Annotated in this window: 13 protein-coding genes; 9 read left to right on the top strand and 4 right to left on the bottom strand. The window is 49.6% G+C overall.

Going from position 1 to position 15337, the window contains the following annotated elements; genetic code table 11:
* Positions 1-10: 10 nt before the first annotated feature.
* The 3 genes from AC14M5_RS23865 (at position 11) to AC14M5_RS23855 (ending at position 5530) form a co-directional block, all read left to right on the top strand.
* Complete coding sequence (locus AC14M5_RS23865; RefSeq protein WP_484032230.1) at positions 11-2809, top strand: molybdopterin-dependent oxidoreductase; 2799 nt, start codon at positions 11-13, stop codon at positions 2807-2809.
* 133 nt (positions 2810-2942) lie between these two features.
* Positions 2943-4547 carry a histidine kinase N-terminal 7TM domain-containing diguanylate cyclase gene (locus AC14M5_RS23860; RefSeq protein WP_484032229.1) on the top strand — a complete coding sequence of 535 codons (1605 nt, stop codon included), beginning with the start codon at positions 2943-2945 and terminating at the stop codon, positions 4545-4547.
* Between the two features lie 329 nt (positions 4548-4876).
* Entirely contained in the window at positions 4877-5530 is a 654-nt protein-coding gene (locus AC14M5_RS23855; protein ID WP_484032228.1) for a hypothetical protein, read from the top strand.
* A gap of 94 nt (positions 5531-5624) precedes the next feature.
* Here the strand turns inward: AC14M5_RS23855 and AC14M5_RS23850 are convergent, their stop codons facing one another.
* Positions 5625-6056 carry a VOC family protein gene (locus tag AC14M5_RS23850; RefSeq protein ID WP_484032227.1) on the bottom strand — a complete coding sequence of 144 codons (432 nt, stop codon included), beginning with the start codon at positions 6054-6056 and terminating at the stop codon, positions 5625-5627.
* A 91-nt stretch (positions 6057-6147) separates the two neighbouring features.
* On the bottom strand, positions 6148-7266 hold the full coding sequence (locus AC14M5_RS23845; protein ID WP_484032226.1) for a GGDEF domain-containing protein: 1119 nt from the start codon (positions 7264-7266) through the stop codon (positions 6148-6150).
* Positions 7267-7474: 208 nt separating this feature from the next.
* On the opposite strand from AC14M5_RS23845, the gene thrC reads away from it, so the two are divergent.
* The 3 genes from thrC to AC14M5_RS23830 are packed head-to-tail and all read left to right on the top strand — an operon-like array spanning position 7475 to position 10847.
* Entirely contained in the window at positions 7475-8743 is a 1269-nt protein-coding gene (gene thrC / locus AC14M5_RS23840) for a threonine synthase (RefSeq protein WP_484032225.1), read from the top strand.
* Positions 8740-9918 carry an AI-2E family transporter gene (locus tag AC14M5_RS23835; protein WP_484032224.1) on the top strand — a complete coding sequence of 393 codons (1179 nt, stop codon included), beginning with the start codon at positions 8740-8742 and terminating at the stop codon, positions 9916-9918. Before thrC ends, AC14M5_RS23835 begins: the two co-directional genes overlap by 4 nt.
* On the top strand, positions 9915-10847 hold the full coding sequence (locus AC14M5_RS23830; protein ID WP_484032223.1) for a glycosyltransferase family 2 protein: 933 nt from the start codon (positions 9915-9917) through the stop codon (positions 10845-10847). Before AC14M5_RS23835 ends, AC14M5_RS23830 begins: the two co-directional genes overlap by 4 nt.
* Positions 10848-10913: 66 nt before the next feature.
* Here AC14M5_RS23830 and AC14M5_RS23825 read toward each other — a convergent pair whose 3' ends face one another.
* Positions 10914-11711, bottom strand: coding sequence for a DUF1295 domain-containing protein (locus tag AC14M5_RS23825; RefSeq protein ID WP_484032222.1), 798 nt, complete (start codon positions 11709-11711; stop codon positions 10914-10916).
* A gap of 117 nt (positions 11712-11828) precedes the next feature.
* Here AC14M5_RS23825 and AC14M5_RS23820 point away from each other — a divergent pair, with 117 nt between their 5' ends.
* From AC14M5_RS23820 to tilS, 3 genes are read left to right on the top strand one after another with little or no spacing between them, the layout of a single operon-like run.
* Positions 11829-12449 (top strand): SGNH/GDSL hydrolase family protein, encoded by a 621-nt coding sequence (locus tag AC14M5_RS23820; RefSeq protein ID WP_484032221.1) that lies wholly within the window; start codon positions 11829-11831, stop codon positions 12447-12449.
* Positions 12450-12487: 38 nt separating this feature from the next.
* On the top strand, positions 12488-12895 hold the full coding sequence (gene mce, locus AC14M5_RS23815) for a methylmalonyl-CoA epimerase (RefSeq protein ID WP_484032220.1): 408 nt from the start codon (positions 12488-12490) through the stop codon (positions 12893-12895).
* Between the two features lie 15 nt (positions 12896-12910).
* Entirely contained in the window at positions 12911-14368 is a 1458-nt protein-coding gene (gene tilS, locus AC14M5_RS23810) for a tRNA lysidine(34) synthetase TilS (protein ID WP_484032219.1), read from the top strand.
* A gap of 20 nt (positions 14369-14388) precedes the next feature.
* On the opposite strand, the gene AC14M5_RS23805 is transcribed toward tilS, so the two are convergent.
* Complete coding sequence (locus tag AC14M5_RS23805; protein WP_484032218.1) at positions 14389-15285, bottom strand: tyrosine-type recombinase/integrase; 897 nt, start codon at positions 15283-15285, stop codon at positions 14389-14391.
* Positions 15286-15337: the final 52 nt, after the last annotated feature.

Here is a 15337-nt window from a genome sequence, read left to right as displayed (position 1 = left end):
GTGAATGAATATGAACAATGAAATCTCTATGACAGTCAATGGCATCCAACACACGCTCGAAGCCAAGCCAAATGAAACGTTATCGGATTTGCTCCGTTATCGTTTCCGCCTCACTGGCACAAAGATCGGATGTGATGAAGCCGAATGCGGCGCGTGCACTGTCCTTGTGGATGGTGAGCCGATCATGTCTTGTGTCTATCCCGCCGAGCGCGCAGATGGCAAGACCATTGTCACCATTGAAGGACTCGCGCAGCGCGTGCATCAAGAGATGAAGCTTCATCCGTTACAGGAAGCCTTCGTCGAGCACGGCGCCGTCCAGTGCGGATTCTGCATCCCCGGGCAGATTATGACCGCCTATGCGTTACTAGAACGGAATCCAAATCCGATCAACGATGATATTCGTTTTGCGCTCAAGGATACGCTTTGTCGTTGCGCGGGGTATCCTGCTATTGAGAATTCCATTCTCGCGGCGGCAGAGTCATTAAGAACTGGCGAACCTATCAAGAAGCCGCAGATCCCTAATTCAATTCACGTTCATAAATCGGTGGGGCATACTCACACACGTCATGATGGGGTTGATAAAGTCATCGGCACCGCGATTTATACGGATGACCTTGTGTTCGATGGCATGTTATATGCCAAATCCAAACGCGCGATGATTCCACATGGATTTTTGAAGAAGTTGGATGTATCGAAAGCGAAAGCGTTGAAAGGCGTAGTTGCTGTTTTAACTGCCGAAGATATTCCTGCCGAACACAATCATGGACTGGTTATCTACGATTGGCCCGTGATGGTCGGCGTAGGGGAACGCGTCAGATACGTGGGGGATGCGATCGCGATCATCGCGGCAGAAACGCAACAGATTGCCGAGCAGGCGTCGGCTTTGATCGAAGCGGAGTTCGACCTCCAACCTGTGATCACAAATCCAGTGCAGGCACGTCAGGAGGGCGTCCCGCAGATCCACGAAAAGGGAAATTTGCTCAAGCACATCAAGGTCCGCAAGGGCGATATGGAGAAAGGTTTTGCTGAAGCGGATGTGATCCTTGAGCATACTTTTCACACGCCGACGACTGACCACGCATTCATCGAACCTGAATGTAGTATCGGTGTGCCGTTGGCGGATGGTCGCATGGAAATTTATTGCGGCTCGCAAATTCCGTATCAGGACCGCACGCAGGTGGCGCGCGTGATGGGTTGGGATGAGTCGCGGGTGCGCATTATTGGGCAGTTGATGGGCGGCGGCTTTGGCGGCAAGGAAGATGTGATGGGGCAGATCCATGTGGCGATGCTGGCGCATGTGACGCAGCGCCCCGTGAAATTATTGTTTGACCGACACGAAAGTTTGCTTGTGCATCCGAAGCGACATGCCACGCAAATTCGTGTGAAGATCGGCGCGAAAAAAAATGGACGCATCGTGGCGTGTGAGTCGGAACTCTATGGCGATACGGGCGCGTATGCGTCGCTCGGCGAAAAGGTGATGACCCGCGCCACCACGCACTCGGCGGGTCCATATGATATCGAACATGTGCGCGCCGATTGTTACGCCATGTACACCAACAATCCGCCCGCGGGCGCGTTCCGTGGATTCGGCGTCACGCAATCGGCGTTTGCGGTTGAGTCGATGATGGACATGCTTGCCGAGAAATTGAATATCGAACCCGTTGAGTTGCGTCGCATGAACGCGCTGCATGTTGGGAGCATCACGAACACTGGACAGGAACTGCGTGAGTCGGTTGGCTTGGTTGAATGTATTGATAAGGTTTCAAGTGCCATGTGTCAGGTGTCAGGTTTGTCTGAGAAGGAATTGTTCAAGCCGCGCGTGACACCTGACACGCCGCACCTGATACGCTCATGGGGCTTTGCCGCGGCTTACAAGAACACGGGACTCGGTGGCGGCGCGCCCGATAAAGCTGGGGCGGAAGTGGAACTCTACGACAACGGGACATTCGAAGTACGAAGCTCCTCCGCCGAAATGGGGCAGGGACTCGTCACCGTCATGCGCATGATCGTTGCCGAAGAAATGATGGTTGCGCCTGAACAAGTAAAAGTGTTGGTGATGGACACTGACTTAACTCCTAACGGCGGACCCACCACTGCTTCTCGTCAAACGTATGTGACTGGCAACGCCTCGCGCTATGCCGCAAAAACCTTACGCGATGCCATCACAGCCACGATGGCTGAAAAGTATGATGTGAAGCCCGAACAGATTCGATTTGAAAATGGCATCGTCCACGCCAACGGACATTCGATGACCTACGCCGAAGTGGCCAAAGAAATGAAGTCAATGGGACAACAGCCACGCGCCCTCTACGAATACGAAGCGCCGAAGACCCAACCGCTCGGCACTGGTGGCGATATGCACTTCGCCTTTTCCTTTGGAGTCCAAGCCGCGGAAGTGGAAGTGAACAAACTGACAGGTGAAGTGCATGTGCTGAAAGTCATCTCTGCCAACGACGTGGGCATGGCGGTCAATCCGCTCGGCTTGCAGGGACAGGTCGAAGGCGGCGTGATGATGGGACTCGGCAATGCCCTCACCGAAGAATTCATCATGGATAACGGCTACGTGGTCACTGACCATCTCGCGCGCTATCGCATCCCTGGCATTATGCTCACGCCAGAGATCACATCCATTATCGTTGAGCATCCTACCGCTGATGGGCCTTACGGCGCGAAGGGCGTGGGCGAGATATGCAGTATCCCAACCACGCCCGCCATTACGAACGCGATCTATAACGCGGTCGGCGTGAGAGTTGATAAGCTGCCTGTGGATCAGGAGTTGATTGCGCGGGAGATTTGGGAGAGGAAATGATATAATTTTTTTCGCTGTCGGTCCTATATATGATCAAGACGGACTCTCCAACTTAGGGTGAGTCCGTCTTTTGCTAGGATGTGGAAGCTTGCTTCAAGTCTGGGAGCGGTGATTCAAGTCAGGAGATTGTTCGATGCGCGAAATTGTTGTTTACTCCCTCATGTTCTCAGCCATGTTGCAACTGCTCATGGCAGTTTACGCTTGGGGACGCAGACGCGAACCGGCCGCATGGCCATTGATCTCGTTCTTTATTCTCGGCGCGGTTTGGGCGCTAGCATATGGGTTGGATATGGCGTCCAGCGACCTGGCGCTGAAATTGGTTTGGGCCCAGGTCTACTTCACCGCCGCCAGTTTTGGTCCCTTGATCGAGCTGGCGATCGTCCTTCAACATCTCGAACTTGCCCGCCTGCTCAAACGTTGGCATTTGGCATTATTGATGGTCCCGGCGTTGATTCTTATTGCACTTGTATGGACCGTCCCTTATCACAATTTGTTGTTAAACGAACTTACCGTCGAGCGGGTAGGCCCGTTGGATGTTCTTCGATGGAAAGAAGGCGTTTTGTTCTCTCCCATCTTTGTGGCATTGCAGGGCATCTCGCTCATCGCCTACTTTTATTTGATTCGCTCTTTCTCCAACGCGAACCCTATCAAACGCAAACAATCCATCGCTATTCTATGCGCCATGCTTACACTCTTTATTGTGAATATTCCAAACATTCTGGATATCAGCCCAATCAAGGGATTCGACTTCACACCTAATGCCCTTGTAATCTCCAGCGGACTTTTTGCCTTTGCAATCTTCCGCTACCGCTGGTTGGATATTCTCCCGCTGGCGCGCACCACCCTAGTGGAAACCATCCCAATGGGGGTAGTGGTGCTCGATGCAAAAAACCGCGTTGTCGATATTAACCCGGCAGCTCAACAGCTTCTGCGGGTGTCCGTTTCTATTATCGGGGAGGAAGCCCTAGCGGCTCTTACTGACTTCGGAGAGGTCTTTCGATCCCAGGTGGACACAGAGATGTACAAAAAGGAAGTCGATGTGAACGTGTATGATGAACAGCCCGAACACTTTGAAGTCCAGGTAATGCCGATCAAGGATCAGACAGGGCAGTACAATGGGCGCATCGTAATGTTCTATGACATCACCGAACGCAAACAATTCAGCAAACGGTTGCAGGCGCAGTTGGCTGAAATCGAATCGCTCCATGCCCAACTGACTGAACAGGCGATTCGCGACTCACTTACCGGGTTGTATAACCGACGCTATTTGATGGAGAATCTTGAACGGGAATTTCTCCGCGCCACACGCACATCACAGCCATTGAGCATCATACTCATGGACATTGACCACTTCAAAGCGCTTAATGATACCTACGGGCATCTGGCTGGTGATGCGTGTCTAAAGGAGGTTGCAGATTTACTACATGTGCATATCCGAAAATCAGATATCGCTTCCCGTTATGGGGGTGAGGAATTCCTGCTTGTTCTAACAGAAACAAATCTCGAAGTAGCCATTCAACGGGCCGAGCAATTCAGGCTTTTGCTTGCAAATACCATTATTCGCTACGAAAGCCGGGAAATCAAGGTGACTGCTTCATTGGGCATATCATCGTATCCATTGCATCATTGCACAAACGTTGATGAAATAATTGGCAAAGCTGACGTGGCCTTGTATGAATCGAAACGCTCGGGACGCGACCAGATCACGGTCTGGAGAGAAGAGCTGAGCCGCGCATAAGATTTCGTAACCATAAAAGCATTTGGTTTTATTCTACCGTCAAGCCTTGCATCCAAAAGGCTCTCAAGGTTTCTGGCCCGAGAGCCCTTTTTGTTTAAGACCTGACATGTCTTCGGGAGAACTTGACGGACTCTTGTCTTTGTCCACGCGTGGGTTATGGTCAACAGCGGCACATGCAAGATATGTCAGGTCTGATTAGCTTGTTGACCAGGGGTCGATTGCGAGGAAAATTTAGGCGGGGAAAGGCTTATAATTCCGATCATTAAGAAAATGCAATTTAGATTATTCACCAAACTTGAAAAGGCTTTCTGCCGATTGGAGTGTGAAATATGCCAAAGCAATCGTCAAAGCGAGTTAAGAATCCCTCTGCCAAAAAACTTAATCCAGCAATTACAGTGGCGCTGATCGCCCTGGTTGGAACTTTGGTGACTGCCTTCTTCTCCAGCCCTGTAATCATTGCTTGGATTCAAAGGACGCCCACCCCTCCTGCTCAAACAAATCCGCCGTCTTCCTCATCTGTTGATTCAAATGGAGTAGTGAACACATCGCTTACTCCGTTAGCCTCTGTTGTAACAAGCGGCGACGAAAGCTGCCTGAAGCAGTATTTTGCCGATATTGATCCAACAAAACGGATTAACATTGAGGTGGGAGCTTACGCTCAAGATTTCTATCTCTCGGGCGAGGAACTCGCATCCAATGATTTTGTGGGCCCGATGGGGATCAAATTTACCCAGAACGGAAAAATGATAGCCGCGCTGTCGTTCCTCTTTTTCCCTGATAGCGAACTGTTCAAGATCACTTCCATTGTCGACTCGAAATGTCAACCGATTTCTGAATATTCGAATACATCCAGTAGCGGCGACCCAAATGCAGTCGAAAATTCCGATAATCTTCAGTTTCTGTTACCTGAAGGTACATTTGTGTTAGGTTTTCAGTTCTCTGGAATAGATTTCATTCGTTTTGACTTTCGACAATTGCGATGATCGGATGAATATCGGAATATGGAATGTAAAACTGAGAAGGGACTCTCAAGGTTTCAAACCTGAGTGTCCGTTTATATTGGGATATGCTATTTACCTACCGTACCGTCTCATCATACGCGACAAACTCCAAATGATTCCCCTCAGGATCGTAGAAATACAGCGAGCGGACATGCAACCACTCGTGTACAGTCGCATTGACCTTCAGCCCCAAACCCTCAAGTCGCATTTTCTCCGTTTCAAAATCTTCAAGCGCTACATTGAGCGCAATATGATGAAGGGTCGACTCTTGTGAATTCAGTTGTTCAGCCTTGTTATCGAGAAACATTGGGTTAGATGCTTCAAAGAGTGCGAGATTCTGAGAGTGACCGCCATAGCCTTCGGCGACTTTGAAGAATACAAAACTCTCGTCCCGCCTCAGCACTTCGAGTCCCACTACTTCTTCGTAAAACTTGTGCATCGCGTCCAGGTCCTTGACCTGGATGGACACTTCACCCAATCCTTTGACACGGCGATTTGATTTGTTCATGGCTACTCCTTTACTGCACTCAACATTATATGCCTATTCCAAAAGGACTCTCAAGATTTCAAGCCTGAGAGTCCTTTTTGGTTGAGGCCTATTACCCAGCAAGGATGGCCCTGTCTTTCCCTTCATCCTTTGCCTGCTTGTTGGCCACCTCTGCCACATCTACAAGTGCGCTCACATTATCTCCATGCTTCGGGTAGGTGGCAATTCCTATCGAAATGCTGGTTGGGAATTTCCATGCTTTCGATGCCTCCCGGATCGCGGTGCAAAATCGTTCTCCCACGACTTTTGCTCCTTCGCCAGGGGTGTCTGGCAGGATCACGATCAATTCGTCCCCGGTTCGCCAGCGGGCAATAAAATCTCCGGGGCGCAGGTGATCAGAGAGGACACTACCCATGTTATGGATCAATTCGTCTCCGGCGGCATAATTGATGCTGTTATAGCGGCGGAGATCGTCCCCGTCAATCAGCAGGATTGAAAATGGTTGTTTGGATGTGATTTCTTTTTCCAGTTTCAGCAGGGCGGCGCGCATGTTTGGCAGACCTGAAATTGAATCAAGGTATGAATTCTTTTGCGCAACATCGAGCACCCGTCCCATGAGCAGGACGCGGTTAATAGATTGGTTGGCTATGGATTGTAGAACTTCCCATGAGCGGCCAATGCTGTCGGGGCTTTGTTCATCCACCTTTGCAGTTGATTTGATCAGATCGTGAGCCCGAAAGATCTTAATCGCCCCATCCGTGGTCTTTTTGACATCCCGTATGGTTTCCCCAAGATGAAACATCACATCGTTGATCGAAACATGATTATCAGTGTCGAAGTGAATTAAGGCGATTTTTGCAGGAGGAGCAGGTATGCCCAATTGTTCACCCTCCCTGTTCAGTCGGGTGAATATCCGATGCAGTAATTCTTCGTAATCCTCATGTATTCCATCGGTTAATATCACCACGAATTCATCCCCGCCGGTACGATATGTGGGCGAATTGGCTTCCTCCTGTAGGACGATGCCCAGCCAGCGGATGACTGTATCGCCATACGCGTGTCCTTTTGTGTCGTTCAACACCTTTAGGTAATTCATGTCTGTATACAAAATAGAGAACTGCGATTTATTCTCCTGCGACGATATGCGGTCAAGCGTTTCAACAAAACTCAGGAAGTTATGGCTCCCAGTCAACGGGTCTAAACGATAGAATTCAGCAGATGGCATGGTCATCGAAAATTCCTCACTGTCTGAAAAATGTTTTCACATAGTATATTGATTTTGCTGATGGAATACAATTATCTTTTCATATTTGGAAAGCGGCAAACAAGCTTCCAGAGTCTCGGGCCTGAATGTCCTCAGACATCGGAGTTCTCAACCCGCAGGGTGCTTCGCAAAAAACTCCGAGGTCTGACTTCATATCGAGTAAAATTACGGGGCTATGAAAAATTTCACTGGCTACAAATGCTCGCTTTGTGGAACCGAATACCTTCCAGGGCAGGTTGAATACACCTGCCCGAAAGATGGCGGCAATCTCGACGTCGTTCTTGATTACGAGAGCATCAAAAAGAAATTCCAGCCAGAAGATATTAAATCTCGGACTGATTTCTCACTGTGGAGATATCTGCCGCTTCTGCCGGTAGACGAACCCCAGGGTTACGCCACTCCATTGCACGCCGCAGGCTGGACGCCGGTATTTGCCCTGCCACGATTGGCCGAGAAACTTAACCTCAAACATCTCTGGCTCAAGGATGAGTCACGCAATCCCACCGCATCCTTTAAAGATAGGGCCAGTGCAGTGGTTGTCACTCGCGCGCAAGAATTGAATTCGGAAATTGTAGTAACTGCCTCAACCGGTAATGCAGGCGCGGCACTGGCTGGTATGGCCGCCGCAGTGGGGCAGAAGGCTGTGATCTTTGCGCCCAAGTCTGCTCCGCAGGCGAAGGTGGCGCAGTTGTTGGTCTTTGGTGCAAAAGTAATTTTGGTGGATGGCACTTACGACGATGCCTTTGATCTTTCGATTGAAGCTTCTAAGGAATTTGGCTGGTATTGTCGCAACACGGGCTACAACCCGTTCACATTGGAGGGAAAGAAGACCGCCGCCTTCGAGATCTGGGAATGGTGGATCGAGGCGCATCGTGAATGGCATAAGAAGGAAAGTCCGCTGGACGATCACTCGCCGCTGACCATTTTCGTTTCGGCGGGAGATGGCAATATCATCTCTGGCATTCATAAGGGTTTTAAGGATTTAATGGCCTTGGGTTGGATTCCCAACATGCCGCGTATCATCGGTGTGCAGGCAGAAGGCTCTGCCGCGATTGCAAATGCATTTCATGCAAATACTGAAACCATTAAACCCGTCTCTGCCAAGACAATTGCAGATAGTATTTCCGTAGACCTACCTCGTGACGGTGTTCGTGCGGTACGCGCAGCCAGGGAGACGAACGGCACGTACATAACAGTTTCAGACGAGGAGATCATCAAGTCCATTGCAGAACTGGGGAGGATGGGCGTCTTTGCCGAACCGGCTGGGGCGGCGGCGTATGCTGGTCTGGTTAACGCAACAGGCTCGGGCGTGGTCGGAAGCGATGATCCCATCCTGATATTGAATACCGGCAGCGGGTTGAAGGATGTCCGCGCGGCGATGCAGGCTGTTGATCAGGCTCCCGTTATTAAACCTACTTTGCAGGCGCTAAAGAAATTACTATGAACAACAACAATACCTGGAGTTTGTCTTTTCGATATGTAGTTGCCATCATTGTGTTTGCTGCACTTGTGGCATTTTTGATCTACGCGCGTGAAGCAGTAAAGGCTTTGATCATTGCGGCATTTGTCGCGTATTTGATCAGCCCGGCGGTTATGTACTTAAGTTCGAGAACAAAGTTGTCACGTACGGCGGCTGTGAACATTGTTTATTTTTCGGCCCTTATTTTTCTGGTGGGTGTTCCCGCAACATTGACGCCGATCTTTTTTGATGAAATAAAAATAGTGGCACAGGATTTGCTCGCGGTCTCGCGAGAAATAAGTAGGACTCTTTCTAACCCGGTTCAGTTCGGTGGAATGATCTTTCACTTTGAACAGCTTGGCGAAAGCCTGGCGCATGTGCAGGATGCCGTGTTGACTCCCTTGCCCGAAGAAGCGCTGGCTTTGCTTGAAACTACCTCCGTCAGCATCCTTTGGTTTTTGGTGATCATTGTCAGCGTGCATTTGTTCATGGCCGAATGGCCTCGCATTCGAGCCTGGATGATCGAGCTTGCCCCCTCACAGTATCAGGATGACATGCGCGAGTTGTATGTCCGCCTGCGTGAAGTATGGATGGCTTACCTGCGTGGACAGATCGTTTTGATGTTTGTAGTTGGAATTGTGTTTACCATTGCATGGAGCATCATGGGCATTCCCGGCGCGTTGGTGCTGGGTGTGCTGGCAGGTCTTTTTACATTGATCCCGGATGTTGGCCCATTCCTGGCGGCCTCTCTTGCGGTGGCAGTTGCCCTGCTGGAAGGTTCAAATTGGATTCCCCTTTCCAATATATGGGTGGCAGGGATCGTTTTTCTTGTTTATCTTGTTCTGATCAATTTGAAAAACTTCTTTCTGCGTCCGTATATCATGGGACGCAGCCTGCATATGAATGAAGCCCTGATATTTATTTCGATCATGATCGCAACGATTTTGGAAGGGATTATGGGTGCTTTGCTGGTTGTGCCTCTGCTTGCCTCGGTGATCGTGATCCTTGAATATTTGCGACATCGCGTGTTGGGCCTGCCGCCTTTTGGGGATGAGCCTGCCGCCGCTTCACAACCTGACCCTGAGCCTGCTAGCCCAATAGAAGTTGACTCTACTCCCGAACAGATACACATCCCAGAAATACGGAATGAAGATTTATGAAAGTTACGTACTCCATTATCGCCCCGATCTATAACGAAATCGATAACCTCCCCGAACTCTATCGCAGGGTAAAGGAAGTGATGGATTCATCTGCTGAACCGTGGGAGCTCATCCTCGTGGACGACGGCTCGACGGATGGCTCCACTGAAAAGATACGTGAGCTTGCCCAGGCGGATAAGACCGTGCGCCCCATTATCTTTGCCCGCAACTTTGGGCATCAGCCTGCCATCACTGCGGGTTGGGACTATGCGCGCGGCGATGCCGTCATCATTATCGATGCGGATTTGCAAGACCCACCTGAGGTGATCCTTGAATTGGCTGAGAAATGGAAAGAAGGATATGAAGTGGTCTATGCAGTTCGCGGCGAGCGCGAGGGTGAGTCGTGGTTCAAGAAAATGACTGCTGCCATGTTTTACAGAATTATCTACAGCATTACCGATGTAAAGATCCCTGTGGATACGGGTGACTTCCGCCTGATGGATCGTAAAGTAGTGGATGTACTTAAGAAAATGAAAGAACGCCACCGTTTCCCGCGCGGCATGTCTGCGTGGGTGGGTTTCAAGCAAATTGGTGTTACATACAAACGTGCCGCGCGCGTGGCAGGTGTAACGAAATACCCGTTCAACAAGATGCTCAAGCTGGCGTTGAATGCCATTACAGGCTTTTCATATTTCCCCTTACAGGTGGCAACTTACTTCGGATTTATTTCGGCAGGTATTTCCATTCTCGCCATTCCTGTCGTCGTTTATATGCGTGTCACAGGTTCGGGCGCATTCTTCGGCCAGGCCACTACCTTGATCGCAGTGCTGTTTCTCGGCGGCGTGCAGTTAATCTCACTGGGCATACTCGGTGAATATATTGGCCGCCTTTATGATGAAGCTAAAGGCAGGCCGTTATACATAGTTAGAGAAGCACCAGAAGATCAATAAAATAATGCGTAATGCGTAATTCGTAAAAGTCGCTGGACAATTCAAAGAGAGTGTCCAGCGACTTTTTTATTCTTTATTCTTCATCTTGGGAAACCAGGGGAAGAATGAATTGGTGTGGTCGATGTATTCAGCATAGCCTGGCTTGGTTTCCTTTAGAGTTTTTTCAAGCATTGCCACGCCAGAGACTTTCATGAGCAGGAAGGTCATGAGGATCGGGCTGAATATTGTCCACCATGCGCCGCTTGCCAGTGCGATCAGGTAGAAACCCCACCATTGAGCCGCGTCACCAAAGTAATTGGGGTGGCGAGTGAGACTCCAAAACCCTGTGGTGAGTAATCTGCCTTTGTTGGCTGGGTTGGCTTTGAAGCGCGCGAGTTGATAATCTCCGCCGGCCTCGAAGGCGAAGCCTATCAGCCAGAGGAATGCGCCAGAAAAATCGAGCCAGTTCAGGATGGGGTGGGAGGCGGCTCTGATTTGAGTCGCAAGCAGAGGTGTGGATATGATCCAGAGTAATATGCCTTGCAATAAAAATACTTTGAAGAAACTGCGCCACCACCAGGATGAGTCTGCCTCCCTTCGCCATGCGGCATAGCGGAAGTCTTCGGGCCGCCCATGATTGCGCCGATAAATATGAATAGATAGGCGCAATCCCCAAATGGTGATCATGACCCCAAGCAAAATAATCCGTGTGGTCATTTCAGAGGATAGGAGCAATGAGCCAAACCAGAAAGTGATGACAAAGCCCGTGCCCCAGAAAATATCCACGATGCTGGAGTTTTTGAGGGCGAGGCTTAGCAGCCAGAGTAGTGCCATGAGACTGAGGATTAGAAGACCCGAGCTAAACCAAAGAGTTGAAAATGACATTCTTTCCTTTTCACGGGCTTAAATTTCTATGTATGGATTAAAATTAAAAATATGTGGAATTCAAGAATACTTTTCATCCATCTCATTTTACTATTTCTAATTTCTTGTGGAGGCCCCGTGGCTGCAACTGCTTCATCAAATCAGTCGATTCGTTATCTTGCATTGGGTGATTCGTATACGATAGGAGAAAGCGTTCCCGAAAATGAACGCTGGCCTAATCAATTGGCAGCGCTTATCCAAAATGAGCGCAACGTGGACGTGACCATCATTGCCCGCACAGGTTGGACGACTAGCGAACTCTGGCAGGGAATTCAGCAAGCCAGCCCACAGGGGCCGTATGATATGGTGTCTCTTTTGATCGGAGTCAACAATCAATATCGCGGATATGACATAAACGAATATCATGATGAATTCCGATTTTTGCTGGAGAAGGTGATTGAGTATGCAGGTGGGAATGCTGAAAATGTATTCGTGTTATCCATACCAGATTGGGGCGTTACGCCATTTGCCTCAGGCAGTGATCGCGAAAAGATCGCAAACGATATTGATGCGTTCAATTTGGCCAACCTGGAGGAATCCCAAAAAGCAGGTGTTTATTATGTGGATGTCACTCCCGTTTCACGCGAAGCTGTAAACGATCCTGCTTTGATTGCTGGTGACGGGCTGCACCCTTCAGGTAAAATGTATGCCGAGTGGGCGAAATTAGCCCTGCCTATTGCAATTAAAATACTGGAGTAAAATCAAAGCACAAATTTCAAGCTACCGACGGAGAACTCATGCCCAAGATCACAGCCATCAATCACATTGCCGTTGTAGTGGATGATATGGAAAAGTCTCTTACATTTTGGCGGGACGCATTAGGGATCGAACTTCATGAACTGCGTGATGTCCCTGCCGAAAAATCACAGGTCGCATTTTTGCCTATCGCGGGCGCTGAAGTGGAATTGGTGCGGCCCACGACAGATGATTCTGGTATTGCCAAATATCTAGCCAAACGCGGGCCGGGTATGCATCACATCTGCCTTGAGGTGGATGACATTATGGGGATGATGACGCACTTAAAAGCAAAAAGCATTCGCCTCATAAACGAAGAACCGCGCACCGCGGCAGATGGAAAAAAATATGCTTTCATTCATCCCGAGTCTACGGGCGGAGTGTTGGTTGAGTTATATCAAATTGCCTGAACATAAATTACTGTAATGTCAGAAAATATTGACGACATCCTAAAGAACGAATGCGGCCTTGTAAAAGACCGCCCTATTATTGTAGGTGTCTCCGGGGGGCCTGATAGCTTATGCCTCATGGAAACATTGCGTCAGGCGGGTTATCCTCTTGTGGTTGCGTATTTCGATCACCAGCTTCGACCTGAATCAAGCCTGGATGCGCGTATGGTCGAGAAGACCGCTGCAAGACTTATGCTGGCTTGCATCATCGATGGCGCTGATGTTCGCGGTTATGCTGAAGAAAAGAAGATGTCTATAGAAGAAGCTGCGCGCATCCTACGTTATCGCTTCCTGTTTGAGCTCGCGCATCGGCGAGGCGCCCAGGCTGTAGCGGTGGGTCATACCGCAGACGATCAAGTGGAAACTGTGTTGATGCACTTTTTACGTGGGAGTGGGATGGCCGGGTTGAAGGGCATGTCCTATCGTTCCATCATCAAAACCTTCGATCTTGAAATTCCCGTAATCCGCCCGCTGCTGGATCTTTGGCGCGAGGAAACAGTTGTATATTGTGCTGTCAATGGTTTGCGCCCGCATTATGATTCAAGCAATGATTCACTGAATTTTCAGCGCAACCGCATCCGCCATTTGCTGATACCCAACCTGGAAAGTTACAATCCGAAATTCCGTGAGGCCATTCTGCGCATGTCACAATCATTGAAAGGTGATTACGCGTTTGTGATGGAAACTCTGGATACTACCTGGCGTGAGACGGTTGTTGCAATGGAAGAAGATGTCATCACCTTTGACTCTGACCTGCTTTCCAAGTGTTCGCTCGGACTCCAACGTAACCTGGTCAAACACGCCATGCAGACTCTGCGCCCCGGCGTGGATGTCAGCTTCTCAGTGCTGGAGCGCGCGACGAATATGATCAGCTCAGAGGCTCAATCCACGAGGGTAGACTTAAAAGCAGGGCTGCGCATGTTTCGCGAGTCGAAGTTAATTTACATCTGCACCCTCGATGCAGAATTGCCGTTCAACCTCTGGCCCCAAATGCCTGATGCTCCATCCATTACCATTTCACCGCCGGGGCAGGTGGCCCTGGCTGGCGGCTGGAAGTTGAACTGCGAACGCTGGCGGCTCCCGGCTTTGGCATGGGAACAGGCCGAACGGAACGAGGACCAGTTCCAGGTCTGGTTGGATGCGGAGAAGTTATCTGAGAAATTTGAATTGCGGGCACGTCGCGCAGGTGATTATTTTGCGCCCCTGGGTATGGATGGTCATTCGCAGAAGCTTTCTGATTTCTTCGTCAATGAAAAAGTTCCGCATCGCGCGCGTGAACACTGGCCGTTGCTGTGTGCAGGTGATGAAATTGTATGGGTGCCGGGTTACCGGCCATCCCACACCTATCGTTTGACAGATGCCACGCGCAATATCATTTATTTTTCAATGACCCGCCCACCTGAGAAGATCACAATTGAAAATCCCCACCAATAAAATTTGACGGGGATTTTTGATTACATCTCACCATTTAGTTGTTTTAGCTTTATGAACAGTTCCCGCCATTGTATTTTGGAAACGCCGAGTTTTTGGCGAACCTTATCCGTCTCGATGCCTGATTGATAATCGCGCAGAGCGCAGGTCCAGCGGCACATATCGAAGGAAAGATGTTTGACGAGGCCAGCCTCTTCGCCTATATCTTCCAGCAAATATTCCAGCCTGCGAGGTGACCATGGGAAGACCTGATCCACAGGTTGATATTGAACGAGATATTCCTTGTAGGCAATAATCCAATCTTCCTCCAGATCTATTTTTCGTTCTTTGTAACGATTGGCAGGGCTGGCATAGCGGACAAAAAGATGCGGGCCGTTTTTTGCATCAAGGTCAATGTGGTTAATGTGAATCCCAAGGCATTCACTTTTCTTGATTGCTGTAGTGAGCAATAAATAAACGAGTGTGTAAGGGCGGGCGTCTGGCTTCTTCTCTCGGCGGTGACGGTCTGCGGCGAGCAAGACGGCATCATATTCTGCATCTGTGAGCACCTGCGGAATGGGGCTGATGGCAGATCGTTGCAAGACTTTTTCTGCGGGGTTAATGGTCAATGCGCCGTGTTGATGCAGCCAGCGGAAGAATGATTTTACCGATGTGATTCGGCGTGACAAGGTTTTAGGGCTGCACGGAATGCCGCGTTCCTTTTCCATCCAGGTGAAGAAGCGGTTGAGGTCATCAGTTGTGATCGCGCCAATGTGTTGATCGGGTAAGGTGAATTGACTGAGCAGGCGCACATCGGAGAGAAAGGCTTTGACGGTGTTGGATGAACGTCCCTGATCGTAAAGAAACATTTCCCAGCCATTGATTGCGGCGGGAAGCATGGTCTTGGATGTAATATGTGCGGAATCAGAAGTTTTTGCCATTAGATTATCCTTGCGTGGTAGCGCATAGTCTTTTCGTATAGTTTAACGAATC

This window comes from Candidatus Villigracilis sp. (assembly GCF_057083605.1).
The sequence above is the reverse complement of the archived record's forward strand: the minus strand, read 5'-3'. Positions and strand labels throughout refer to the sequence as shown.

Bases quoted from the DNA above. Each gene is read 5' to 3' on its own strand.
- AC14M5_RS23845 (WP_484032226.1), bottom strand. From the start codon at position 7,266: ATGACCATGCCATCTGCTGAATTCTATCGTTTAGACCCGTTGACTGGG.
- AC14M5_RS23835 (WP_484032224.1), top strand. From the start codon at position 8,740: ATGAACAACAACAATACCTGGAGTTTGTCTTTTCGATATGTAGTTGCC.
- AC14M5_RS23825 (WP_484032222.1), bottom strand. From the start codon at position 11,711: ATGTCATTTTCAACTCTTTGGTTTAGCTCGGGTCTTCTAATCCTCAGT.
- AC14M5_RS23865 (WP_484032230.1), top strand. From the start codon at position 11: ATGAACAATGAAATCTCTATGACAGTCAATGGCATCCAACACACGCTC.
- mce (WP_484032220.1), top strand. From the start codon at position 12,488: ATGCCCAAGATCACAGCCATCAATCACATTGCCGTTGTAGTGGATGAT.
- thrC (WP_484032225.1), top strand. From the start codon at position 7,475: ATGAAAAATTTCACTGGCTACAAATGCTCGCTTTGTGGAACCGAATAC.
- AC14M5_RS23850 (WP_484032227.1), bottom strand. From the start codon at position 6,056: ATGAACAAATCAAATCGCCGTGTCAAAGGATTGGGTGAAGTGTCCATC.
- AC14M5_RS23860 (WP_484032229.1), top strand. From the start codon at position 2,943: ATGCGCGAAATTGTTGTTTACTCCCTCATGTTCTCAGCCATGTTGCAA.
- AC14M5_RS23855 (WP_484032228.1), top strand. From the start codon at position 4,877: ATGCCAAAGCAATCGTCAAAGCGAGTTAAGAATCCCTCTGCCAAAAAA.
- AC14M5_RS23830 (WP_484032223.1), top strand. From the start codon at position 9,915: ATGAAAGTTACGTACTCCATTATCGCCCCGATCTATAACGAAATCGAT.
- tilS (WP_484032219.1), top strand. From the start codon at position 12,911: ATGTCAGAAAATATTGACGACATCCTAAAGAACGAATGCGGCCTTGTA.
- AC14M5_RS23805 (WP_484032218.1), bottom strand. From the start codon at position 15,285: ATGGCAAAAACTTCTGATTCCGCACATATTACATCCAAGACCATGCTT.